25 protein-coding genes are annotated in these 25567 nt (G+C 51.6%); all 25 read right to left on the minus strand.

Features of this window, described 5'->3' with window-relative positions; all coding sequences use genetic code 11:
• Positions 1–70 precede the first annotated feature (70 nt).
• A complete protein-coding gene (locus MOST_RS07100) occupies positions 71–1105 on the minus strand; it encodes a tripartite tricarboxylate transporter substrate binding protein (protein ID WP_129588672.1) in 1035 nt (344 codons plus the stop codon).
• Positions 1106–1199: 94 nt separating this feature from the next.
• Complete coding sequence (locus tag MOST_RS07105; protein WP_054938175.1) at positions 1200–2276, minus strand: zinc-dependent alcohol dehydrogenase; 1077 nt, start codon at positions 2274–2276, stop codon at positions 1200–1202.
• An 85-nt stretch (positions 2277–2361) separates the two neighbouring features.
• Positions 2362–3624, minus strand: coding sequence for a Tm-1-like ATP-binding domain-containing protein (locus tag MOST_RS07110; RefSeq protein WP_054938176.1), 1263 nt, complete (start codon positions 3622–3624; stop codon positions 2362–2364).
• Positions 3625–3645: 21 nt separating this feature from the next.
• Positions 3646–4563 (minus strand): sugar phosphate isomerase/epimerase family protein, encoded by a 918-nt coding sequence (locus MOST_RS07115; RefSeq protein ID WP_054938177.1) that lies wholly within the window; start codon positions 4561–4563, stop codon positions 3646–3648.
• 82 nt (positions 4564–4645) lie between these two features.
• A complete protein-coding gene (locus tag MOST_RS07120; protein WP_054938178.1) occupies positions 4646–5239 on the minus strand; it encodes a class II aldolase/adducin family protein in 594 nt (197 codons plus the stop codon).
• Positions 5240–5323: 84 nt separating this feature from the next.
• Entirely contained in the window at positions 5324–6175 is an 852-nt protein-coding gene (locus tag MOST_RS07125; protein WP_054938179.1) for a creatininase family protein, read from the minus strand.
• 22 nt (positions 6176–6197) lie between these two features.
• Entirely contained in the window at positions 6198–7199 is a 1002-nt protein-coding gene (locus tag MOST_RS07130) for a LacI family DNA-binding transcriptional regulator (protein ID WP_054938180.1), read from the minus strand.
• Between the two features lie 417 nt (positions 7200–7616).
• Positions 7617–8312, minus strand: a complete 696-nt coding sequence (locus MOST_RS07135; RefSeq protein WP_054938181.1) for a FadR/GntR family transcriptional regulator — start codon at positions 8310–8312, stop codon at positions 7617–7619.
• A 238-nt stretch (positions 8313–8550) separates the two neighbouring features.
• The gene (locus MOST_RS07145) at positions 8551–9240 is read right to left on the minus strand and encodes a GntR family transcriptional regulator (protein WP_054938183.1); all 690 of its coding nucleotides are present in this window, start codon (positions 9238–9240) and stop codon (positions 8551–8553) included.
• Between the two features lie 273 nt (positions 9241–9513).
• A complete protein-coding gene (locus MOST_RS17065; RefSeq protein ID WP_054938184.1) occupies positions 9514–9789 on the minus strand; it encodes a hypothetical protein in 276 nt (91 codons plus the stop codon).
• Positions 9790–10065: 276 nt separating this feature from the next.
• On the minus strand, positions 10066–10266 hold the full coding sequence (locus tag MOST_RS07155; RefSeq protein WP_054938185.1) for a 4Fe-4S dicluster domain-containing protein: 201 nt from the start codon (positions 10264–10266) through the stop codon (positions 10066–10068).
• A gap of 24 nt (positions 10267–10290) precedes the next feature.
• Positions 10291–11994, minus strand: coding sequence for an FAD-dependent oxidoreductase (locus MOST_RS07160; protein WP_054938186.1), 1704 nt, complete (start codon positions 11992–11994; stop codon positions 10291–10293).
• Between the two features lie 115 nt (positions 11995–12109).
• On the minus strand, positions 12110–13222 hold the full coding sequence (locus MOST_RS07165; RefSeq protein WP_054938187.1) for an LVIVD repeat-containing protein: 1113 nt from the start codon (positions 13220–13222) through the stop codon (positions 12110–12112).
• Between the two features lie 297 nt (positions 13223–13519).
• Positions 13520–15325 carry an aldehyde ferredoxin oxidoreductase family protein gene (locus MOST_RS07170; protein ID WP_054938188.1) on the minus strand — a complete coding sequence of 602 codons (1806 nt, stop codon included), beginning with the start codon at positions 15323–15325 and terminating at the stop codon, positions 13520–13522.
• 13 nt (positions 15326–15338) lie between these two features.
• Complete coding sequence (locus MOST_RS07175; protein WP_054938189.1) at positions 15339–15869, minus strand: 4Fe-4S dicluster domain-containing protein; 531 nt, start codon at positions 15867–15869, stop codon at positions 15339–15341.
• 83 nt (positions 15870–15952) lie between these two features.
• Positions 15953–17011 (minus strand): Bug family tripartite tricarboxylate transporter substrate binding protein, encoded by a 1059-nt coding sequence (locus tag MOST_RS07180; RefSeq protein WP_054938190.1) that lies wholly within the window; start codon positions 17009–17011, stop codon positions 15953–15955.
• Between the two features lie 119 nt (positions 17012–17130).
• Positions 17131–17637 (minus strand): tripartite tricarboxylate transporter TctB family protein, encoded by a 507-nt coding sequence (locus MOST_RS07185; protein WP_054938191.1) that lies wholly within the window; start codon positions 17635–17637, stop codon positions 17131–17133.
• Complete coding sequence (locus MOST_RS07190) at positions 17634–19130, minus strand: tripartite tricarboxylate transporter permease (protein ID WP_054938192.1); 1497 nt, start codon at positions 19128–19130, stop codon at positions 17634–17636. The genes MOST_RS07185 and MOST_RS07190 overlap by 4 nt, the downstream gene beginning before the upstream one ends.
• 79 nt (positions 19131–19209) lie before the next feature.
• Positions 19210–19626 carry a DoxX family protein gene (locus tag MOST_RS07195; RefSeq protein WP_054938193.1) on the minus strand — a complete coding sequence of 139 codons (417 nt, stop codon included), beginning with the start codon at positions 19624–19626 and terminating at the stop codon, positions 19210–19212.
• Positions 19627–19714: 88 nt separating this feature from the next.
• Positions 19715–19987, minus strand: coding sequence for a MoaD/ThiS family protein (locus MOST_RS07200; RefSeq protein ID WP_054938194.1), 273 nt, complete (start codon positions 19985–19987; stop codon positions 19715–19717).
• 5 nt (positions 19988–19992) lie between these two features.
• Complete coding sequence (locus MOST_RS18500) at positions 19993–20400, minus strand: 4Fe-4S dicluster domain-containing protein (protein ID WP_161952815.1); 408 nt, start codon at positions 20398–20400, stop codon at positions 19993–19995.
• Positions 20397–22226 carry an aldehyde ferredoxin oxidoreductase family protein gene (locus tag MOST_RS07210; RefSeq protein ID WP_054938195.1) on the minus strand — a complete coding sequence of 610 codons (1830 nt, stop codon included), beginning with the start codon at positions 22224–22226 and terminating at the stop codon, positions 20397–20399. The genes MOST_RS18500 and MOST_RS07210 overlap by 4 nt, the downstream gene beginning before the upstream one ends.
• Before the next feature lie 122 nt (positions 22227–22348).
• On the minus strand, positions 22349–23719 hold the full coding sequence (locus tag MOST_RS07215; protein WP_054938196.1) for an SLC13 family permease: 1371 nt from the start codon (positions 23717–23719) through the stop codon (positions 22349–22351).
• A 100-nt stretch (positions 23720–23819) separates the two neighbouring features.
• Positions 23820–24731 carry an ABC transporter substrate-binding protein gene (locus MOST_RS07220; protein ID WP_083476838.1) on the minus strand — a complete coding sequence of 304 codons (912 nt, stop codon included), beginning with the start codon at positions 24729–24731 and terminating at the stop codon, positions 23820–23822.
• A 30-nt stretch (positions 24732–24761) separates the two neighbouring features.
• Positions 24762–25445, minus strand: coding sequence for an ABC transporter ATP-binding protein (locus MOST_RS07225; RefSeq protein WP_054938198.1), 684 nt, complete (start codon positions 25443–25445; stop codon positions 24762–24764).
• Positions 25446–25567: the final 122 nt, after the last annotated feature.

The following is a 25567-nucleotide window of genomic DNA, read 5'->3' on the forward strand; positions in this document are numbered from 1 at the left end:
TCTAATCGCAGCTGCTATAACTAAAATTTTGGTAACGGGGCGGTTTTTACCACCCCGTTACCGCTTATACTTATTGCTTTTTCATCCCGATCTGTTCCATTAAGTCCGCCAGTTCTTTGTCTTGTTGGGCGATGAACTTGTCAAAGTCGGCAGCCCCGCGGAACTCTATATTGGCACCCATCTGCTTGGCAAAATCCTTGAATTCCTGATTTTCAGCCACCTTTTTAAAGGCCGCTTCTAATTTTTCAATTACCGGTTGCGGCGTGCCGGCCGGTACGGCAATACCCCGCCACAGGGAAAGGGTCAGATCGATGCCTTTTTCTTTAAAAGTGGGCACATCCGGCAGGGAGGCCAGGCGTTGTTCACCGGTAACAGCCAGGATACGCACCTGCCCGGCTTTAACCTGAGACATAATCTCCGCCGGTAACTGGGAGCTGGCCTCAATTTTACCCCCCAGCAGGCTGGACACGGCCAGGCCCTGCCCAAAGGGTACATGGGTAAATTTAGCGCCAGTTTTATTTTCCAAGGCTACTGCTGCCAGGTGGGTAAAGCTGCCCAGGCCTGAGTTACCAATTCTCACTTTACCCGGATTCTTTTTAGCGTAGTCGATGAACTCGTTAATATCCTTCCAGGGGGCATCGGCCTTGACGGCTATGCTTACCGGTTCGGTTGTTAATTCTGCTACACCGGCAAAGGCCTTGTAATCAAACTTCATATTACCCTGGTGATAAGCTGTGTTAATGGAATTGGAATTCCAGACAAAATTATAACCATCGGGTTTCTGGTCTTTAACATAGGAGTATCCTACAGCTCCGGCAGCACCGGTACGGTTGACAACGGCAATGGGTTGGCCTAATTCCTTGCTGGCCAGGTCTGCTACCTTACGGGCCAGAAGATCGGCACCGCTACCGGCGCCAAAGAGGACGGTCATTTCCATGGGTTTGGTCGGAAACTCTACCGCCGCCTTATCGCTCTGTTTTCCACCTGCATTTTTCGAGCTGTCATTTGCTTGCTTGCTCCCGCCACAGCCAGCCAGGGACAAAGTAAGCACCAGTAGCAGAGCACCCAGGCCTAGAGCTACACCCTTTAACCTCCAGTTTTTCATGTTAACCCTCCTTGAATTGATTTTTATTAATGCAGCGGTATTTCCGCTGGCATTAACCTCCAAGAAAAGCTTACCCTCCTTCAAACATAAGGCACTAAGGATTAATAACTACCTTCATGGCCCCGTCTTTGCGGTTGACGAAGTAGTCCAGGCCCTTATGGAACTCTTCCAACGGGAAAGCGTGGGTCATGATAGGTTTGGCGTCGATTTTACCCTGAGCCATTAAGGACAGGGCGCGCTTGCAGTTCTGGTTGCCTTCACCGCGTACCGTTAAAAGGCTGATCTGGTTCATGACCACATAGTCCAGGTTGGCAGTGACCGGTTCTTTGTAGAAGGATACCAGCACCATAACGCCGCCTTTTTTAGTTGACTTGATGCCGTATTCAAAGGCCTGGGAGTTGCCGCCGCACTCAAAAACCCTTTCGGCACCTTTACCACCGGTGATGGCCATGACTTCGGCCACAGGATCGGCAACCTCGCGGATATTGATGGTATGGGTTGCCCCCAGCTGGCGGCCCTTGGCCAGGCGATCTTCCCTGGTGCCCATGAGGATGATTTTCTCGGCTCCTAGAGCCCGGGCTCCCTGGACAACGGACAGGCCAATGGGACCGGGGCCGATCACCAGGACCGTATCGCCGGCAATATAGCCGCCGCTCTTATCGATGGCATAGAGGGCGCAGCCGGCAGTAGTCACATAGGTGGCCTCGTTAAAGGAAATATTATCAGGAATTTTATAAACAGAGTTCACGTGCTGGACGGCATACTCGGCAAAGCCGCCGTCTACCGTCATGCCGGCAGCCCGATGGCCTTTATCCAGGCGGCCGTAGTTTAAACAGGCAGTATACTTGCCGTCAATGCAGTTCTCGCAGCGACCGCAACCCTTATGGGCCTCAATGGCCACCCGGTCGCCTACCTTGAATTCGTCCACCGTTTCCCCCAGGGCCACTACCGTACCGGCCCACTCGTGGCCGAAGGTAAATTCCCCATAGGGCGGCATCTTGGGCATTCCTTTGGTTATGATTTTTACATCAGTCCCACAAATGCCGCAGGCGGCTACCCGGACCAGCACTTCTCCCGGGCCGGGTTTGGGTACCGGTTTCTCCACCAGGCGCACGTCATTGGGACCAAAAAGAACCAGGGCTTTCATTTTCTCGGGAATTTGATATTCCATTTTAATGAATAACCTCCTCCGAACGATTATGCCGGAATATCTGCTGGTTGGGGACATATCCCCATCCTAACGCCCAGGCAAATTTTTAGGGTTCGCTGACGGCAGAACTTTCCTGGCCCGCCAGCCATACTTCCATCAACTGGTGCATAACGGCAGCCGCGCTGGCAGCAAAGACCGGGTCGTTGATATTGGCGTCCAATTTCATTAACTTTACCCGGGGGTCCAGATTGGCCTCCAGGGCCGCCACCAGGGCGGCATCGGCCTCCGGGTCGTGGAGGGGGCCACCGGCGCGGCCGTTTTCCGACCAGCCTTTAAGCGGCACCATAACGGCCACCGGCCCGCGGGCGGCATTTAACCTGGCTGCCAGCACTTCGCCCACCCGGGTTAACTCTTCTTTAGTTGCCCGGACGTTAGTGTTGTAAGGATTATGGTAATGGGTCGGGCGGCCCCGGTAGGCTGGCGGTATGCTCTCCGCCGGGCCGAAGCAGAAGTAATCCAGTCCCCCCAGGGAAATCACCTGAGGGATACCCCTCCGGCCCGCTGCCTCCAGGCGCGGCCGCATGGGGGTATAGATGTCGCCGGCCTCACCAAAAACCTCGCCGATTAATTCATGGGTAGTGAGATCGAGAACACCCTGAATCAGGCCGGCCTCGATTAATTCTTCCATGGCCGAACCGCAGGCCCCGGAAGCGTGGAAGGCAATCACCTCGTAACCCTGCTCTACTAGCATCTCCCGGGCGGCCGTCACTGCCGCGTTGGTATTGCCAAAGGCGGTGGTGGCGATTGCCGGCCGGTCACTGGCCTGCAGGTGCTCGCCGTGGGCAGCCATGCCCATGACCGCCCCGGCAGCATTACTGAGGATGGTACGGCTGACGGTATTGGGGCCTCCCAAAAGGTCGGCTACCGAGAACATCATGATGATATCCTTGTACTCAATATAGGGGCGGATGTTACCGGAAGCCACCGTGGAGACAATTACTTTGGGCAGCCCGATGGGCAAAGCCCGCATGGCAATGGCCGCTATGGCCGTACCCTGGTTGCCGCCGATGCCCAGTACGCCGGCCAGCTCGCCCCGGACATAGAGGTCGGTTAACACCCGGGCCGCTCCCAGCCCCATGGTCTGCATCATGGCATCGCGGCGCAGAGCCTTTAAATCCTTAAATTCCACCCCGCCCCGGCGGCAGATTTCTTCCCGCGGGTAGGCGGCCTTAAACCCATGGGGGAGATAAGTGCTCACATCCAGGACCGGGGCCTGCCAGCCCCGGGCGGCGATGAAGTCCTGCAAAAAACGAGTTTCAGCTTCTTTGGTATCGACAGTGGCGATAATAGCAATGGCCTTGCGCGGCACGCTTTTCTCCTCCTGGTTACTTTAAGCCAGGGCCCAGGCTTCTTTAATTACCCTTTTGGCATTGGCCAGAATTAATTCCGAAGTCTCGCCGGGAAGCAGTGGGCGCACTTCGGCACTCAGGACCGGCCGCTTTTCCGGGCCGATAAGGCCCATATCGGCCAGCAGGCGGAAATAGGCGCTGACCTCGCCAGTGTCGATCTCCCCGTCTTCCACCCCGAAACGGGGCTGCAGGTCGCCGTACAGGGGATGGCGCCGGTCCTTCATGACGCAGTTGCCGATATGAAAAGCCATTAAATAATCCTTTACCAGGGGCAGGGCTTCCTCAGGCTTTTCCCGGAGCAAGGGGAAATGGGAGAGGTCCGCCAGGAGCCCGAATTTAGGATAGCTGGGCCGCAGTTCCCTGGCAATATCAAAAGCATCCCTGAAATGGCCAATCAAGGATTCTTTGTCAATATCCCGGTCAAAGATTTTTAAGGTAATGGCCGGGTCGCCCATTTCCCTGGCATATTCGCAGATCTGGGCCAGGGAATCTACCAGCAATTTCTTGGCCTCTTCCCGCCGTTCCGGGCCAGGGTCTTTGCCGGCCGGGATGCGCACAGCAACAGCGCCCAGGTCGGAAGCTTCCTTAAGGCAATTGAAAACCTGCTTGATGGCCCGTTTCCTTTCCCCGGGATCGAAGGAGTTAAGGTTTAATTTCTGGGAAAAGATGGCCGGCTGGCAGGCATAGCAAACCTCCAGGTGGGCAATCCTTAAAATTTGCGCCGCCTCGGTACGCTGTTTGATGTCCTTGATCCAGCCCACTTCCACGGCTGTAAAGAAATCGTCTTCGGCAATACGGCGCAGGGTTTCTACTACCGGCCCGGTACCGTTTACTACCTCTGGAAAGGCTTTAAAATGGACGATGCCAACCTTCATGAACTCATAAATAGAAGCCCTCATACCTTAACCTCCCCTTAATTTACCCCATTTTCCCCACTCGCCGGAAGTGTGGATCAATTCTGGCTAGCCCTTGGAAAAAAAATTAACTTAACTGAGATAGCAAAAAAGCTACCTTAGCATTATCTTCTAAAACATCCGCCAGGTAAAAAGCCCGGTGGATATTTTCTCCCACCGTGACAAAACCATGGCGCTTAAGGACGGCGGCTTTGATGGTAGGATCCTCAAAAGCTTTAATCACCATTTCGGCGAGTTCCACCGATCCCGGCGGGGCATAGTCAACAACCCCCACTTTGTTAAGACCGGCTTCGGCGGCAGCCGTAACAACCGGCAATTCACCCCTCACCGACACGTAAGCTGTAGCATAAGCCGAATGGCCGTGGACGACGGCCTGGACTTCCGGGCGGGCCTTCAAAATACCCAAGTGAAAACGAATTTCCTTGGATGGTTTACCTTGGCCTGCCAGGATATTACCTTCCAGGTCCACCAGGATAAAATCTTCCGGTTCCACATCTCCAAAGGACTTGCCGCTGGCTTTAATTAAGACTTGATCTGGATGCCCCGGGACGCGGGCGCTGGTGTTGCCACTGGTAGCCGAGGTAAGGCCGCGGGCAAAGATTTGCCGGCTGACCTCTACCATTTCCTGGCGCAACCTGGTAACTGCATCTAAATCGATCATTTTACCTTCCTCCCAGCCTTGCTCGTGGGTACAAGCCAGGCTTTAAAGCCGGGCTTGTACCTTGAGTCAAGGTGATTACGCGCGTTATGCCCTCTCGGGGAAATCGCGGTTTTCTACTTTGAAGGGGAACTTCTTGACCTCTTCAATGAAGGCGGCCAGGTGCTCGGCTTCTTTCTCAAAGAGCTTCAAGCCTTTTTCGGCGGTGCCCCGGAAGGGATTACCAATAGTGGCGTGATCGGAATACTCATGGTGTTCCATGGGGACAATGATGTTTTCGGAACCCCGGAATTTAACGGTAGCAGTGCCGTCGATCTTGGAGAATTCCGGTCCCATCCACCGCGGCGCGTGGGCACGGTCATTGACCGCCCGGCTCATATCAACCAGGTCCATGTTGTAAGCCATTACCTGGGCCGTTTCCATTTCGCCGGCGTGCCAGCCGGGGGTCTCCTCGGGAGGTCCTTCGAGGATACCTTTAACTACTTCGCATTCCCTCTCGGTGGGCGTCTTGTACCAGGCCACAAAGGCACCGGTATGGTAGCGGAGTTTCCGCAGGAGTTCATCAATGGGTTTGGTGTTGGAGCCATGGTGGGAAACAAACACTATTTTATTGGCGCCGTGGAAGATCAGGCTCCGGGCAATATCATGGAGGACACGGCGGAAGGTTTCGGCAGCCAGAGTAATGGTGCCGCAACCTTCACCGACTTCGCCCATGTGATGGGGAGAGTAGCCAAAGGGCAGCAGCGGTGTGTGGGGAACATTAGCCAGTTTAGCGGCCCGCTCGGTAACGGAAATGGTAGTAATGCTGTCAGTTCCCAGGGGCACATGGGCGCCGTGCTTTTCACAGCTACCGACTGGTACGAGAACGGTATCAGTTTCCTTGAACCATTCCTGGGCATCAACGAAGGAACATTCCAAGAGGTTGTAACGTTTTGCCATTTCATAAACCTCCTGCCAGTTATTATTTTAGTATAGAAGATTCCCTGACCTCAAGGTGGGTTGCCAGGGTGGTAACCGGCGGCACCTCCCGGCCGGCAAGGAGCTCGGCCAGTACCCTCATGGCAGTCACCCCCAGGTCATAGACCGGGACAGCTACAGTAGATAATGCAGGCGTAATAAAGGATGCGAGGGGAGTATTGTCAAAACCCACAACAGCAACATCTTCTGGTACCTTGATTCCCCGTTCTTGCAGGGCTTTAATAACGCCTATGGCCATAAGATCGTTATGGGCGAAAATAGCAGTTATCTTCCGTGGACCGCTAAGGGGCAATCGGCCAACGGCTTGATAACCGCTATTAAATTCAAAGTCCCCTTCGATGACCCACCCGGACTCTATACCTGCCCCTTCAGCCTCCATAGCAAGGCGGTAACCTTCCAGGCGGTCCCTGGCTGTAGTTGAAACCGCAGGGCCAGTCACCGTGGCAATCCGCCGGTGGCCGAGACGTAATAAATGCTCAACAGCTTCCCGGGCAGCCCGTACATTATCAACCTGCACCGCCGGCAGGTCGGCTTTATGGCGCCCGATGACCACCGTCGCCACCGAGCCCTGTTCAAAAAAGTGTTCCCGGCTGGCATCCTCTACAGCTCCACCGCCGGTAAAGATTACCCCGTCCACTCGTTTTTCCCGCAAGACACGGAGATATTCTTTCGTGCGTTCCCGGGAACGGTCGGTATTGCAGAGGATAACTGTATAGCCCTTTTCATGGGCTACATCCTCCACCCCCCGGACAATCCCCGGGTAATAAGGGTTAGCAATATCCGGGAGGATCAGGCCGATGGTTTTTGTTTCATTCAGCTGGAGGCTGCGGGCCATGGCGTTGGGGTAAAAGCCAAGTTCTTTGATAGCTGCCAGGACTCGCTCCCTGGTCTCAGGGTTAATGGGATGCTGGCTGTTGTTAAGGACGCGGGAAACAGTTGTCACGGAAACGCCGGCATGTCTGGCTACGTCTTTAATGGTGACCATGGCTTTCACCCCTCTGCGGAAAACGTTTTCCTTAGTTATAAATCTAGCATGGTTTGGCTCCTGTGTCAATAACTAATTTTAAATCGCGAGTATTTTTTTATGGCAACCGTTTCCCTCTGGCATTATATGTTATGGCAAACGTTTTCTATTTGTTTTTCCGCACCCCTTCCTGGAAAGCCATGAAATATGAAGCTGTACATTTTGCCATAATCTGCTGCCATAGTAACAAACCCGGTATTCATACGCCTCTCAGATACCGGGGCGGGAATTGAGCCGTAAAGAGTCTGGAGATTCTTCCAAAAAATAAAATCTCCCCGCAGGGTAACTAAAAATTTACGGGGAGTTTCAGGAAAGCAGTATCCCTTATTCAGAAGAGTTGTTGGTGAAAGGCCACTAGTGCAAGATAGGAGGCACTTCCTACTTCAATTGCCGGGCTACAAAGCGCAGGTGTTTACCCATGGCCCGGCGGGCCGATTCCGCAGCCCCGGAAATAATGGCCTGGGTAATTTCACTGTGCTGTTCAAAAAGCACCCGGGCGTTATCCGGATCAGAGTAAAGCCGGTTGCGTTTATTGGCCAGGGTCTGGGCAATGGTATCAGCAATGGTGTACATCAAACGGGAAAGGATGGGATTATGGGCCATGCCAGCAATGGTTAAATGAAATTTGACATCCGTATCCTCCTGGAGAAATCCCCGGGCCAGTTCGTTGCCCATCTGCTGGATTATCCCCACCAGCTTTTCTTTGTCTTCCGTTGTCGCCCGCCGCGCTGCCAGGTAAGCTATTTCCCGCTCCAGGATTTGCCTGGCTTCCAGCAAATACATGACCTGTTGTTCTTCCAGCAGCAAGGCCATGACCAGGGGCTGGACAATATCGCAGTTCTGCACCTTGCGGACAAAGGTCCCTTCGCCGGGCTTTACCTCCAGGACACCCATGGTGGTCAGGGCGCGAATGGCCTCCCGGACAGACGCCCGGCTGACGCCCAGTTTCTCCGACAGCTCCCGTTCAGAATAAAAACGCTCCCCCGGCATGAGCTTGCCTTCGCTGAGGGATTTTTTCACCTGCTCGACAATTTCTTCGTAAATCTTTTTCGTTTTAATAGGCTGCAGTTCCATCGGCCCCTACCTCGGAGTTCTTTTTAGATTATTATTGCACTTTTTCAGGCCGATGGCAACCGGCTGTACCTGGATCAAAAAATAAAAAAATAAAATCTGTTCGATCTCCCTGGCTCTATAATCTACCAACCAAGTTGACTGCTTAATCTCAATTCCAGTTACCGGGCCGGGAATTTTTCCTTTGAGGTTGTTCATTGCAGTTCATACCCGGTTAGCAGATTTTTTACCAGCTATTACTTTATTGATCTCCATCTTCAAAGGGAGGGGTCCCTTTAGAATATTTAAGGAACATCTCCAGAGCAATGCGTTTCTGCTCAGCCATGACCTTTTCGGCTATTTCAGGCTGGCCTTTGGCCATGGCCTCTACGATAGCACGGTGTTCTTTTAAGGATTCTTTAAACCGGGTACGATTATAGGCGAATAAAGCCCGGGCCCGGTCAGTGCGGACTGTTAAATCATCAATAATCTTTTTTAGCTGTTCATTACCACAGTGGGTATAAATGGTCTGGTGAAAGCGACGATTTAAGATACCATAACGACGGTAATCATCATTCCGAACGCAAGCTTCCATTTCCTTTATTTGCTGTTCCAGCTCGGCTAAGATTTCTGGCGTAATCCTTTCTGCCGTAAGGCGAGTAGCATAGGCTTCCAGCACCACGCGGATAGAACTCAGCTCGCGAAAATCCTTTTCTGACAACCTGCTGACCGTAACCTCACTGTGGGCTGATACATCTACCAGCCCTTCGGCTTCCAGCTGCTTAATGGCTTCGCGTACCGGAATAGCACTGACGCCCAAGTCGCTGGCAATCTTACGTAATACAATTCTTTCCCCAGGTTTTAATTCGCCGGAAACAATGGCTTCCCGCAGCATGTTATAAATCATTTCCGTTTTGGTTTTCCATTGCAAGGGGGTAGTTAAACTGGACATGGTAACCCTCCTTAACAGGTATGCCTTTCTATGTCTAATAGCACAGTTTAATTAGATTTAATTAGTTTTATATAATAGATCATATATCATGTTAAAATTAGTTCAATAGAAGCAGTAGAAATTCCTGCTTTCTTCCTTATTTTATCTTTGTCAACAACCCTGCTATTAAACCTGTTAAAGCCACCGGCACCAGCAAAAACGAACCTGCCGGCCATCACCCGCCAGCAGCCAGCCCAAACTGACCGGCCCCAGCAATACACCCAGGTTTTGCCCTCACATGATGGCCCCGTTAGCCATGGTTATACCCGTTCGCGCCAGCCAGCAGCCGCCGGGGCTGCCGCAAAGGTCGCCGTAGGTATAAACCCCGCCACCAGCCCCAGGGTTAACATGAAAGGAGCGATTGTTATCACCTGTAACCTGAAAGCTGTAGATAATAAACCCACCAACGTACACCCGGCGATAGCTTTTTAAGCGATTAATCAGATAGCCGGCAATAATATTGGCCGGAACAACCCCAACGTGAACCGGGCTGGTATAAAAGGCAGCCAAGCTGGATTTAGGTCAAAGTTAGCCTGAGATAAGTGGGTGCCCAGGAATTATAGGCAACAATGTTAAAATTATGCCAAAATATACCGCGAGCAACATCCCCCACTTGAGCGACAACTCTCGCACCCCTGGTTTCCAGACATTTAAAGCCGGGGAAGGCGTATTACATTTATCCTGGTCTTTCTTCCCCGGCTTTGGTATCAAGCGACCGTCTCAATTCCCATTACATAAGGTGGATAACATGATCCCTGGCAAACATATCATGGGCCTCAAGGGAGTTTAAAGACTGGTTAGCGGGAAAATAATTCTGATACAATCTTCCGGGCAGTCGATGCGGCAGGCGCCACAGTACCAGCATTCATCGGGATAAACCACCCTGGGCTGGCCGGAAACAGGATCCATTTGAATAATGTCGCCCGGACAATTATGATCACATTGGCCGCAGCCGTTGCAGCGTTTTTCGTCAATAATTATCGCCATTGTTCCATCTCCTCCCCTGCTGGCTTATAGAGAACTGGGCGCTACACGCTGTAAGACCACCTGAGCGTTTTCCAGGCGCTGGTGCAGGGAACAGTGCCACTCCTCCCGGCTGGACGGGAAATCGCCCCGGTAATGGGATAGGCCAAAACGGCTTTCTTCCCTTTCCAGGGCTCCGCGGGTAATGGCCCGGGCTACAAGCAGCAAATCCCGTAACTCATGGGTACGCATCAATTCATGCAGGTTACCGGCACGTACGTCTTCTATCAATTTCTCTAATTTATCGAGTTCGTGGACAGCAGCCTGCAAACCCCTGGCTGTACGGCCGATACCCACATATAATGTCATCACCTGGCGCAGCTTGTTTTCCAGCTCATAGTACTTTAACCCATCCCGGCGATTGAGGGGGTCATAAATGGCTTCCCTCCTGGCGTTAAGTTCTTCCCTGGATACTACCGGTTCCACACCTCCCCCGCGGCTAATAAAGGTAGCTGCTTCCTCACCGGCCGTTTCCCCTACACACATGGAACCCGAAAGGCTACCTACGGTTACTGCACAGGCACCCGCAGCGAAAAGTCCGGGAACGGTGGTAGCACACTCAGGGGTGACATAAATGCCGCTTACTGATCCTAAAAAAGCCGGCAACTGGCCCTCAGAGATCTGCACTTCCAGCAGGTCTTTACGCAGGTCCACACCCTTTTGCCAGCAATAATCAAGGAAAGTATTTTTATCGACAGGCAACAGGTGGTGTAAAAGATGGTTAAGGGACTCTTCAGGTAAATGGCGCAAGTCAAAGTAACAGGGGCCACGGCCTTCCTTGATTTCCCAATAAACACCCCAGGGCATCACCCAGCGGGGTCCTTTTTCACCCTTTTCGTGGTACTTGAAAAGGAAACGTTCACCCAAACCGTTAACAATGTAACCGCCCATGCCCACAATGGCATTGAGGGCCGAAGCACTGAAGTTCACAGGGGTCAAGGTATAATTGACGAACTCCATGTTTTTTAATTCCGCTCCGGCCCGGAAGGCCATGGCCTGGGCCCCGCCGTTATTATAGGGGCTATGCCAGCTATTATAGGGCATACCGGCCTGGTTGTTATAAAGACGGGTAACATTACCTGTAGCCACAATGGTAGCCCGGGCCAGAAAGGTATAAAAATCGCCTTTACGGATATCAAAACCAACGGCCCCGCTTACCGCACCATTGCTCAGGAGCAGGTCTGTTATATTGATCCGGCGGAAAAATTTTACGCCTGCCCTGGCGGCCTCGGCACTGACCGTAGGCTTTAACTTGCGGCCGTCAAAATTGATGAAGTAATCTCCGGGCTGGCCGAAAGAACCGGTGCGAATATAATCGTTATGGGCCGTGTTCAGGCGCATGGGAATACCCAGTTCTTCCAGATAAGCAACCATGCGTTTGATTCTTGAAAGAAATACCTTTTCCGGGATAGCCATATCCACCAGTCCCTGGGTCAGGCGGTGATACCATTTTAAAAAGGCTTCCCTGGTGTCCCATTCCGGGCCGCTTTCCAGGATGGCCAGGAAATGGTCATTGCCGGCGCAACCGCAACCGCTGCGATCGATGCCCGCTTTATCCACCAGGGCTACCTCCAGCCCCTGCCGGCGGGCGGCCAGGGCGGCCATGGTACCGGCCGAACCGCCGCCAATAACCAGGACATCGGTAGTAATCTGGTGCTCGGGCAGGTTGGCAAAGCTAAAATTGCATGACATGGTTTCTTAAACCTCCTGTACCACTACCAGGCATCACCTGGTTGGTTTTCCTGTTCTTTAACAAAAGCCAGGGCCAGTCAGGTTCCCTGACCCTGGCCAGAGGGGAGGATAGGCTTTAACTTTCTAAAATATATACACCCGCCCCGGCTCTATCGCTGATGTAAATTATCCCTTCGGGTTCAACGTATACGTCGTTGATTTGGATCGCCTCGATCCCCGGCGGTGCCGGGGGAAGATAATGGTCTACCTCTACCGGCCGGTCAGGTTGAGTTAGATCATATACGCGCAGGCCGGCATTAAAATAAGTTACAAAAATGAGGTTCTCGCTGATAAACGAACCGGGCCGGTTTTCGTGCAGGTTATGGGGGCCAAAACGCAGCCCCCTGTTACAAAAATCACCCCGGGGCAAGGGACATTTTGCTATTACCCTGGGTTCCCGCTCATTCTTGATATCGATAATCCTGACGTATTTGGGCGGTTCCTGGCATCGAGGCCGGGTCGATTCATCAGTAACCACCAGTAAATTCCGCCCCGTCAGGGGCAAAGCCGTATGGGTACAGCTTCCCTCCTGGGGTGCCCAGGACAGGCGGCTGATCTCCCGGGGCTGGCCAATATCACTAATATCAAGGATTATAACTCCCGCATCCCAGAATCCCAGATAAGCCCGTTCCCCGGCGACGATGGCGTGGTGCAGGCAACAGCGCCTCTCCGGCGGCCAGTCCGGGGTTTCGCCACCGTCGGCCCACAAACCCGGTAGCCACCAGCGTCCCACCTCGCAGGGATGCTCCGGATCCTTCATATCGATTATCAGCAGCATCCGGTCGCGAAAGCCCGGTGGCACTGCCGAAATAAAAGCATAGCGTCCCCCCGTATACCAGATGCGGTGCACGCCCTTGCCGCCGGTATGATAGTAGGTAATTTCCTTCGGCCGGCGGGGGTTGCTGATATCGTAAACGGCAAAACCGACCCTCTCTGCTTTATTAGCTCCTCGCTGCTCATAATTAACCAGCAGCAGGTCGCCCGCAATTTGTACCTTGGGTGATAAGGTATCTTTGAAACCAGGGAGGGAACCGATAACCCGGGGCCGGCGGGGATCGGTTACGTCGACAATACTTGTACCCAGCCCCGGCTTCATGTGGCCTACAAAAAGCAAACCTCGGGAAGTCATGAGCTGCAGGGTGGCGCCGTTACCATTAAGATCGGTATGTCCTAAAAGGCGTAAGCTCACTGGCCATCGCTCCTTCAAAAATAACTTTATCACAGGCTGGTATTGTCTGGCTCGCTCCGTGGTCCTCGCGGAGCGGCCTAATGGCTCAGCCTCGGGCTCGGGCGGGGTTCCCGGCCTATTCGGCGTCCTTGCCTCAGAGGCCGGCCTCGGACATCCTGTCCTCGGCCCCGCCCTCGCTCCTTGGCTTCGCCAGGGCCGCTTAGCCGCTCGGACCAAGTCGCTCGCTTCCGACAAATGCCAGCCCGGAATTTTCATGCTCTCTATGGTTGCTGCTCGCCACCATGAACGGCTCCTTCATTAAACTCCATCAGTAAAAATATCGTTGATGACGGGAATGGTGAACCCCAGGCCAAGGGTGTCCAGATGTTCAGGGGTTGGAATACCGCTGGCATCGCAACCACGCCTTTGATACCAGGCAAGCCTGTCGGCTAGAAACCTTGCCCGCGGGTATACAGTTCCTGCCTTTTCCCCCCTGGTTAAGGGTTCTTGATGAACCCGTTCCGGTAACACGTCATCACGTAAAGGTATCATTCCTTCCCTGAGGTTATAGACCCGGGCCAGGAGTAACATCCGCTCGGCTATAATATCCCATTCGTTAATATCTACCTCCCATCCCGTGACTGCCCTTAATAACTGTAAATACATTTCTGGCGGAACCAGGCGGCGGTGCCAGGAGCAAACTGTCAGAGAATCCGCCCATACGCGGTGGTTTTGTTCAGCAATGGTGCCCCCGTAATGGTGGCAGGGCCCCCGGTCAGCAACGGCATACTGTAACGCCCGCTCCGGGTCCCCCTGCGGTGTAAAACCGGGGAACTCGACCCCTTTTACCTGCATGGCGAACCTTTCGGCCCCCTTGCCAATCGCTGCCGCCGCCCTTTTTACCCCTTCAGCCAGCAAAGCACCAATGCCTTCGCGGCTAACAATTTTCTTCCATAAGGCCAGGATTGCAGATACATTGCCCCACCGGAGATCGATGCCCTCCAGATCCGAAAGGGTTAATAAACCCTTCTCGTAACACTCCATGACAAAACCGGTAATATTTCCTAGAGAAGTCGCATCCAGGCCCTGTTCATCCGCCCACCGGCTCAGGTAAACCATGGCGCCAAGATCATTAACCTGGCAGCCGGGCCCGATGGTAGCCGTAGAATCAAAATCCGGGCATACTATTTTACCATCAAAAGGTCCTCCCCTGATCACGCCCACCTGCATACAACCCAGGGGGCAGCTGAAACAGGAGCGCGCCCTTGATCTGAAGCGTAATTCGTACTTTAAACCATCGATTTGAGCTATTTCTTCCCAGGCACCCTCCCTGTAATTACGTACCGCCAGGCGGGCTTTTTCCGCATGGGCCCTTAAACTGACCGTGCTCCCCCAGCGAACGAGTTCATAGGCCCGCCGGTGGTTCTGGCGACTGGCTATGAGCCTTTCCTCAATCTCCCTTCTGACGTGAAAGGTGTCTTCCGGGTTTACCGCTGCAAGAGGGCGTGTCCCCCTTACAACAATAGCCTTTAGCCGTTTGGCCCCCCAGACACATCCAGAGCCGCACCGAGCGGCGGCCCGGAAAAATTCTTGCTGAACAGAAGCAAAACGTACTTGCTTTTCTCCCGCTGGGCCAATGCACAGGATCCGGGCTCCGGGGTCCTTTATTTCCTCTTTTAAAATCACCTGAGTTTCCCAGGTGGTACAACCCCAGAGATTGCCGGCGTCGCGGAATTCAGCGCCATTATCTGTTATCAAGAGCCAGGCCGGCTTTTCCGCCACCCCCCGGATAACCAGACCATCATAGCCGGCGCATCTTAATTCTGTTCCCCACTGGCCCCCGGTCAAAGAATACCCAATGGTTTGCTCGGTCAGGGGCGATTTGAATACCAGGCAGCTCTGGGACCCCCCTGGAGCTATTCCCGTCAGGGGGCCTGTCAAAATGTAGATTTCTGCTTCTGGGGCTAAAGGGTCCAGTCCCTGGGGTTGTCTTTCCCACAACATCCTTGTCCCTAGCCCGCGACCGCCGATAAAGTCCTGCGCCCAGCCGGTAGGAAGTTCTATTGCTTCAGCTTTTCCGGTTGTCAGGTCAACTGCTAAGATTTTGGGCCTGAATTTCGCCATAGTCTCACCCTTACTACCCGGCATTAAAGCGACCATAAATTTTTAAAGTCAAATCGTCGACCATCGTTTCCGGCCGCCGGGCGTACACCTTGCTGTCAAAACTTGAACCGGAAATATAAGATAAAGCCCCAGGACCACACGCTGTTACGCAGGCAGGATGGCCATCACAAAGATGACAAAAAAGGGGTAAACCCGTGGCTGGGTGGAAGTTAATGGCGCCAGCCGGGCATGCCTGATAGCACCTGCGGCACTTTGCCCCCCGTGAACGCAGGCATAATGCCGGGTCAACTTTAACTACGCCGCTACCAGGATCACAGCTCAGGGCTTTTACCTTGGGAGGACATGCAGCCACACAGGGGTGATCCGAACACTGGTGGCAATAAACAGGTACGTCCAGGGGGCCAGGGCCTACCTGGAGCACCCGGATACGGGCAGCTTCCAGCCACAATAACCCTTCATTTTGAATTGCACACGCCACCTGGCAGGCCCGGCAACCGGTACACAGGTCGTAACGTACTTCTAACGTTCCAGGTAATGTGCTCATTTCTCCTGCCACAGCCCCTACTTCGGTTTATAAATTTATCCTGTTGCCAGGAGCCGGATCCAACCGGCCCCTGGCAATTTAATTTACTTAATAGCGGCGATGGCTTCTTTTAAGATCGGCTCGATTTTTTTGCTGCTTTCAGCAATCTCGGTAATCTTTTGCTGCAGGACGTTGCCGGCCATGAAAACAACAGGCATGTTGGCTTTCTTGGCCTTTTCCAGCAATTCGGAATCTGCCAGCGCCTTCTCCAGGGCGGCCCGCATCTCCGCGGTAGCTTTGGCATCCATCCCCGGCGGTCCGAAGAAGCTACGGTGCATTTCAATCATGGTCGTTACTACCTTCATAAATTCCTGGGATTCTCCCGAGGTTACCTCAAGAGCCGTTGGAACATTGGGATATTCCTTTACCCGCTGGGGCGCAAACATTAACAGGGGTTTTTTGTCACCGGCTTTAATCATGGGCTCGGCATCGCTTAAAGCCGTAATATGCCCGTCTCCCTCTCCCTTGACTACGGCCAGGGCCGTATCGGCGTTGCCTTCATAGCCGGTAATTTGGTTGAGTTTAAAGCCCAGAGCTCTGGCCATTACCGCCGCTGTAAAGAAGTCTTCATCCATTCCCTGGGAAGGATACTTGATCGGCCGTCCGGCTTTAGCCAGATCGTTAATGCTGTTAAATTCAGACTTGCCGCCGACGCAAAAGACCCGGGGTTCTGTGGACACGCGAGCTAAATAGGTTAATTTAGTGGCATCGAAAATCACACCCTCAGCTCCGGATAACTGGGCTAAAAGAATTGTTGGTACACTGGTAAAAGCAATAGTTAAGCCATCAGGTTTGGATTTCCACAACTCGTTTATACCTACTATACCGCCGGCGCCGACAATATTTTTCACCGTTATCCTGGCTCCCGAGTATTTTTCGATGTAGGGTGCAATCATCCTGGCGTAGTTATCCATGCCCTTACCTGGACTGTTGGGTACAATCAGGGTAACAGTTTTGTCTTTATAAAAACTTTCCGCCGCTTTTCCGGCCCCGTTTTCTCTGCCCTCGTTACTACTGCCGGAAGGTTTTTGCTGGCCGCAACCAACCAGCAACATTAATGCCATCACGGTTACCAGAAGCCATGATAGTGTTTTCCTTAACATAATCTTCCTCCTTCTAGAATTTTTTCTGCTTTCCTCCTGCGTCCCGTTAGTTCCCTGCTCTTTCGCGCTACGAAAAACCCTTCCCTGTCACCAATCCCCCCTTACTTTATTGCCAGAGATTAAATTAACCGGGCTAACAAGCCCCTGTAAAAATGGATGCGGAGGATAACAGTAAAGAGCAAATAAAGCGCCACTGTAGTCCCTGCTCCCCATAACAGGGAACGTAACCAGCCCTCCTTATTGATATAGCGAAAATACCCTGTTACAAAGATGATAGTAGCCACCTCAATACCGGCAACCAGGACCATTCCCAGAAAAACTGCAAGCAAAGAAAAGGCAAACCATTCCTTGCCACCGGGAACCCTTTCCTTTACCTGTTTTCCCTCATAATTCACCTTTACTTTTTCAGTACCAAATAGTTCGCCGGCATTGACAGAGAGGTTTAAGTGAGATGCCCTGCTATTTTGAATTATAAGCTGGATTAATACCAGTATCCCGGAACCTATAGCTACCGGGAGAGGTACCAGCCTAGCCCGGAAACCATATCCCATGGATAAAGTGGCAAAAAGTGTAAAGAGCAGCAGAAAAACAAAGGCCACCAGATTATCTGCCATCCGGTTTTTCATTGGGCAACACCTTCCCCATTATTCTTCCAGCGACAGGCCCGGAGAAACGGATATAGTACAGTCAATAATACTATAAGGAGCAAAACCAGGGTCACAGGCCTTGTCAGGAAGAAAAAGCTACCATATAGTTTGATTGAAATATGCAAATATCTTTCGACCATCAGACCCAGAACCATACCGATAGCCATATCAGCCCGGGAATAATCATATTTCTTCATCAAGTAGCCAATAAACCCAAAAACTACGGCTATGATTACATCCCCAATGCGCCCTTTGACGGCGTAGGCGCCTGCCAGGCAGATGGGTAAAACAAGGGGGATCAGGATGCTGCTGGGCAGGCTGCTTATACGCACCAGCTGTTTGGCCAGCAGTAGCCCGCTTCCCGTGGTGATGATATTGGCTATAACAATAATCCAGACGATGGCGAAAACTAAATCCAGGTGACTCTCCAGCATTTCCCGCCCCGGGGCGATGCCAATGACGATAAAGGCTGAGAGAAGGATGGCCATGCTTTCACCGCCGGGGATACCAAATCCCAGGGTCGGGACCAAACCTCCTCCTTCGTTGGCGGCATTGGTGGCCTCGGGAGCAATCACCCCTTCCACTATTCCCGTGCCAAATTTTTCAGGATGTTTTGAGGTCTGGGCTGCCATACCATAAGCAGCAATTCCGCCTATGCTGGCCCCTACTCCAGGCAGGGCCCCTATAAACAAACCCAGCAGGCTTGAGCGTAAAACCAGTCCCCAGTGGCGGAAAACATCCTGCACCCCCGCCCATACAGTACCCAAATTACCGGGAGCCTGGCGTTTAACAATCGAACCACCCTTGACGAAGAGTTCAAGCATCTCCGAGATGGCAAATAGACCAATTACAGCTACGGCAAAGTCGATTCCATCCAGGAGGAATAACGAACCCATGGTAAACCGCGCCGTCCCGCTGACAGGGTCCATACCGATAAAAGAAACCAGCAAACCAAAACCCGCAGCCACCAGCCCCTTAAGAATTGAGCCGCTGCTAAAGAGGGCAATTACCGATAATCCCCAGACAGCCATCATGAAATATTCCGGCGGTCCCAGGGCCAGCATAATAGCCCGCATTATAGGAATGCTCAAGGTCAGGAAAACCGCGCCGATAATTCCCCCTATCAGGGAAGCCATGGCCGCCGCCCCCAGGGCCCTGGCGCCTTCACCCTTCTGGGTCATAGGATAGCCGTCGAAACAGACAGCAATGCTCTTGGAAGCTCCGGGGATATTAAACAAAATGCTGGTAATGGAACTGCCGAAAATAGTAGCCACATGGGCACCGAGAAGCATAGCCAGGGCCGCGGCCGGTTCCAGGCCAAAAGTGAAGGGCAGCAATAAGGCCATGGCTACGATGCCGCCCAGCCCCGGTAAAATACCGACAAAAATGCCAAAGGCTACTCCTATAATCATAAACAGTATAGATATTGGCGAAAGAAGGGCTAACAATCCAGCAATTGAGGCACTGATCACGATTTTCACCTCGTTGTAATAACATGTTTACTTTCTTTTTTCCAGGGACCGGGAGAGAGCCACCAGGATATCGCGTTAGTTAGATTAAAGCATCCAGGGCAAGGGCCCCGGGACCGAGTACCATGAGTAAAAGGCATAAGGCCAGATCACTCATGGGCAGGTCGGCACCGTCAAAAATCCCATTTTCCTTATATTTGACCCGGGTAGCGACCATCATTTCTACCAGTAATACCAGGGCCACCCACCGGGTAAATAGCCCCACCAACAATAGCGGTACTGCTACCAACTGGCTGAGAGAAACTACGTACGAGAAAAATAAAGGGAAAGGTATACCATGTTCTATAAAGCGATGGGCTGATTCCTGAAATCCCTGTTTACCGAAGGATTTATGCCAGCCGTGGGCACCAAAGACGATTGCTAACACGACCCGCACAATAACCAGGGCCCAGTCCAGGTAGTCTTGCATGAAAGAAAGAAAATGTACCACAGTTGACACCGTATGACCCCTAAAAAAGTTAAAATAAAATTTCTCCCATTTCCTAAAAAATGTAACGAAAAATCATAGGCAATTGTCATTAATAGTATCAGTAGCCCCCTCCGATGGGAGGGAAAACCGTAACTGTATCGTCAGGGTTTAAAACATAATCCAGGGATACTTGAACACCATTCACAACAAAAGTTACATACGGTGTTTTACCATCAGGTTGCAATAACATTTCTTTTGCCCTCGCGCCGAAGGTTCCCAGAGCCACCTGAATCAAATCATTGACAGTAGCACCCTCGGCCACTTCCAATAAACTAACCCTTTTCCCCGGCTCCAGACCGCTGGGTGCGACCATGTCCAACTTGACCTGCATTTGCCTCACACCCGCAAAGCGCCCGACGGACAAACCTGTACACACCGGGGAGAACCCTGGCACATATCGCATTTGATGGGATACTGCCATAAAGGTACCGAATATATGGCTTTAAATTTGCAGGCTTCCACACAAGGTCGAATTTCAGTACAATGGCACTTATCTCTTGCAAGCCTGACAATTCCTTGTTCATCACGTACCAGGGCTTGATAAGGGCAACTCTTAATACAATAGCCTTGTTTGCACTGTAAACAATAAGTGAGCTTGACTTTTAAAGCGGCAGGAAGTTCGTGGGATATCCGAATTCCAGAGAAGGCTGGGTCGGAATAACCCACTTGTACCTTGGAACACACTAAAGCACACAGGTTACAAAGGCTACAATTTTGAGGGTTAGCTTTCAGGGATTTATTCACCAGTTATCATTCCCCTCCATTAGACCTAATTCCTTTAGTTTAGTATCGGTAGGTTTCCCATCCAGGTCCCACCCCCTTAGTTGATAGTATTCACTCAACATTCTCTGGAATTGGTCCCTCTTAATGAATTTCCCCACCGACCCTCCCCGGGGTAAGGGTTCCTTGAAAAACCTCCCCGGTAAAGTATCATCCTTTGGGGTTATCCCGCAGTAATAATTGAAGCACCTGGCCAGGTTGACGGCCCTTTCCCCTACGGCTTTAGCCTCTTTGACGGTCATATTTATGCCAGTAATCAGCAGCAACATCTCCAAGTAGTCCGGGATTTTAAGGCCAAACCTGGGGGGAAGGAAATCGCAGACGGGAAGGGAATGGTGAAACGCCCTTACATCTTCCATGTCTTTAACTAACAGCGCTTTCCCCTCATAGGCAAACCGGAATTCCTCATTGCCTATTTCATCCCGGAGGGGTCTGGCCCTGCGGTGGCAGCCACCTCGGTCCGCAACAGCATATTCTAAAGCATATCCTGTGGTACCCCGCGGGTCATAACCGGGAAGCTCCATACCTTTAACATGAATGGCCATATCAGGATCTATATTCCAATGTTCCGCTACTTTCCTGACCCCTTCGGCCAGAACCTTGCCAGCACCTTGCCGGTAGGCTATAGCTCTCAGTACTTTGGCAAATCCATCTGCCTTCCCCCAGTCTAAAGTCACTCCTATGGTTTCGGGTTTTATAAGCCCTTTTTCCAAGGCTTCAGCTACAAAACCCAGGATATTTCCTGAAGAAACAGTATCCAGACCCAAATCATCGCATAACCAGCTGAGATATACCAGGTCCTCGGCCGACAACTCCAGATTAGTTCCCAGCAAAGCCATGGTTTCATATTCAGGCCCGCCCACCCAGATATTCTCTCCATCCCGTTCAATACGGCAGACCTTCCCGCATGGAACGGCACAGCCGAAACAAGCCATATCCCGGACTATCAAATGTTCACGAAAATAATCACGGTTCATATCGATATCATAGCGGCCCGCAACACCATCCCTGAAATTGCGAACCACTGCAATACCCAACTTCTGGTTACCATCAAGGGTGCTTAAGGTTCCATACTTGATTCTGAAGCGTATATTTTGATCATCCTTCTTCGAGGTAATGAGCTGGAAACACCTGTTAAATAAATCTTCCGGGGCATAAAGGGGTAAGGGCATATTCCCTAAAACAACTATGGCTTTAAGGTTTTTAGAACCGAAGACAGCCCCCAGGCCGCCACGCCCCGCCTGGTGGTAAAAGTCACATTGAACCATGGCGTAGCGAACCAGGTTCTCGCCAGCTGGTCCAATAGTTGCCACAGCTGCGTCAGAACCGTATCGTTCCCTTAAGCAGATCTCTGTTTGGAAGCACCCCTTCCCCCACAGCTGGTCAGCGGGTTTGAGTTCAATCCTCTCATTGTCAATTACCAGGTATACGGGTTGGTCACTTCTGGAGCTAATTATCAGGCCGTCATATCCTGCCATTTTTATATTGTGACTTAACCGTCCTCCCACCGCCGAATCGAGATAGCCGCCGGTGAGAGGGGATTTGGAAAAGAAAAGCGCTTTACCTACTCCCGGTACTAGAGTTCCTGTGACTGGTCCGGTTAAAGCAATGATTTCATTTTCTGCCCCAAGGGGATCTACCCGGAACAACTTTCTATCTAATAACAACTTTGCCCCTAAAGCCTTCCCGCCAATGAATGAACGCAAGTAACTTTCCGGGATGTCAAGGGTTGAGGCCTCACCAGTGTTTAAGTCTACCTGCAGCAATTTACCTCTGTATCCATACAACATTGCCGTCTCCTCCCCAGCTGGTCTATATTGTTCTGGCTATGGGTAACAGACCAATTACTTAATAGGAACACCAACCAGTGGCCAATAAAACCAAGCAACCAGGATTGTGACCATAAAGAGGGTTAACACCAACCAAATTCCAGCCTTAAACATGTCTTTGGTGGTGTAGTAGCCATAGGCATATGTGTAGATTGCTCCCGGCGATTGGGACGGCAAAAAAACCCTGACGCTGAAGCGATTACACAGATCATGCCTAGCCATACTGGATTCACTCCTGCTTTACCAGCAAAGGCCAGCACTAACGGTAATAAAGTGGCAACCACTCCCATCATGTTGCTCATACCCAAACGAACCACAGTGGTAAGGAAGAAGACCACTGCTGCTAACGCAATTGGCGAAAGACCACCTAATACCTGCATCAATAACCGACTGATGTGGTCAACCACGCCCGTCATTAGCATTGCTTTGGCCAGGGCCAGGCCGGAACCGAAAAGAATTAACGTGCCCCAGTTAATATGTTGCGAGGCTTCCTTCCAGGTAAATACTCCTGGCCCGGGTACCATAAGGATCACGGCCGCCAACAGCTCGGCGGGGAAAAAATCCGAAACGTCTGCTAACCAGAGAACAAGAAGCACGCTAAAAGTAACCAGTACCTTTTTCTCGTCTATAGTTAGCGGTCCCAACCCTCGCAGGGCACCCTTCAGAAATTCCTGTCCCCCCGGGAAATTCGTCATCTCCGGGGGAAACAACCGGAGAAAAATAGGATACATCAGGATTATAGTAATCAGTCCGATTGGTAGGTTAGTAATTAACCATGACATGTACGTCCATTCAAACCCGAGGACGGTCTGAAAAAGCCCGGCAGCATATATTTCCGTAGATGCACCCACAATAACACTTGTACTTGAAATAAGCGAAACCATAGGCAGGGCCAAAAATATGGATTTCCCAAGGTTGCTTGGAGGTTTGATGTTCATGCTACTAAGTAAGCCTAAAACCATGGTACTTATAAGCACCGTTCTGCCCATGGCAGCTGGAACTAAAAAGATAAAGAGAAAAGAAGTCATAAGCACCAAGAAAAAGAAGGTCTTGACATTGCCACGGGCCAGCCGGAGTACCTGGTACGATATTCGTTTATCCAACCCCGACTTTTGGACCGCTCCGGTGAAGACAAAAATACCTACCAGGCGCCAAATTATAGGTGTTCCCATGCCGGCTATGCTGTCGGCGTAAGGAATAATTTTTAAAACCGGAAGGGCTATCAAGACTGCTAAGCCGGTTACAGTTGATTCCAGGGCCTCGGTGGCCCAGAGGACAAGAGCAAAAACCAGTACACCTAGGGCGCGCAATTCCGCAGCGCTCCAACCCGGCGGCACCGGGACAGCAAGGCACATCACGAGGGCCGACATCGCTAGGCTAATACCGACAAAAAAGGTCTTATTGTCTCTTTTGGATGGGTATTTTAGATTACCGGTTTCCTGGGCTGGTTGCACTTTTAATTGCCTCCTGGTAGATTGCCTTTATCCCCAAAATGCACTGCCACCAGCGTCAATAACTGCCGCGCACCCTTGTCCCCGGCTGTTCCAATCCCGGCTACATTGTCGCTAGGTAATAGTAGCTAAGGTCGTAATACTTTGCGGGGTCGGGGGGTGACGCAGCTAATTCCCCCGTTTGGACCATGACTTTTATTACCTGTTGCAGACCTTCAATATTAAGGCCGGCTTTGGCATTGAAGACCCGCCAAGAAACATAGCGATCGTAAGTTTGACCAGCAATATCTTCTGGTACATCGACATGTTGCCTCAGTACCTGTATTGCTTCCGCTTTATTGGTTTCGTCGTGGAGCCAATCCTGGGCCATTATATAACCCTTGATATAACGAACAAGTACATCTTGATGTACCAGTGCCCATTCCCTACGGGCGGCTGCAACAGTTCCTTGATAGCTGGGTAGATAGTCCAGGTTACTCCCTAACCTGCGGTAACCCTGCACTTCAGCGACCAGGTCAACAGGTCCATCCAGAAAGGCCCCGGCAGCGAGGCTTGAGGCCAATGCCCCAAACCGCTCCCCTGTTCCGCCTACAGCAACAAGCTCGTAATCCTTTCCCTCTTGTAATCCGTTCTGCGCCAGCAGCCCGCGCAACAACAGGGCATAACCTGAAGAAATGCCATCAACGGCTAATTTTTTCCCACGCAAATCAGTATAGGATTCGATCTCCGGTCGCACAATCAAGCTTTGCAGGGGAGTACTTACTCCCATAAACATGAAGAGGCTGTTACCGCTTTCGACGGCCCGTATAATGTGGTCGGCGGCTTGGTGCCCTATGTCATAATATCCATTTATTAGGGCCTGTAACTGTTTTGAAGAAGAATGAGTAATCTCAATCTTAACGTCAAGCCCCTTCTCCGTAAAGAAACCTAAATCCTGGGCCACATACAGGGGCCAGCTGTTCGCAGACTGAGAAATTGTTGCCACGGTAAGGGTGTCCTTTTGCATATTAACCATACTCCTTCCATACCGTGTTCATCTTCTATCTTAGCCGAAGAAACCCTCTGCTTCGCCTCCGAGAAGCTTTGCTATATGAATACGGTATTTGAAGAATGCCTCAGATAAAGTCTGGCGCGGTCTAGGTAAATCAACGGTGATCTGTTCAATAATTGTTCCAGGCCGGCTGGAAAAAACAATAATTCTATCCGCTAAAAAGACTGCTTCTTGAATGCTATGGGTAACAAACATGATAGTACTATTAGTCCTGCGCCAGATATCTATGAGTAATTGCTGCAGTTTCCCCCTGGTCTGGGCATCTACCTGCCCGAAGGGTTCATCCATGAGTAAAATTTCTGGTTCATAAGCTAAGGCCCGCGCCACCGCCACTCGTTGCTTCATTCCTCCCGACAGGCGGGCAGGAAAAGTGTTTTCAAAACCCTCCAGTTGCACAAGTTGAATAACATCTTGAGTTCTTTTCTCTATTACTTCTGGTGGCATTTTTTTATTTCTTGCTCCGAAACGAATATTATCAGCCACGGTCAACCAGGGAAAAAGGGCGCCTTCCTGGAAGACTACGCCCCGGTCCAGGCCCGGTCCCTGTACTTCTTTCCCTTCGACAAGGATTAAGCCAGAGGTCGGTTTTAACAGGCCGGCCACCATTTTGAGAAGTGTACTTTTACCACAACCGCTAGGGCCTATGATCGCTACAAATTCTCCTTCATTTATACCCACATTCCGCATCCATAAACTGGATAGATACCAAATAATAACTATAACCTAAGGTGATGACAAAGATGCCAAAGAGTGATGGTTGAAAAAAGATGATTTATCCATCCCATGTCGAACTTACTATT

This window comes from Neomoorella stamsii, assembly GCF_002995805.1.
Lineage (GTDB): Bacteria > Bacillota > DSM-521 > Neomoorellales > Neomoorellaceae > Neomoorella > Neomoorella stamsii.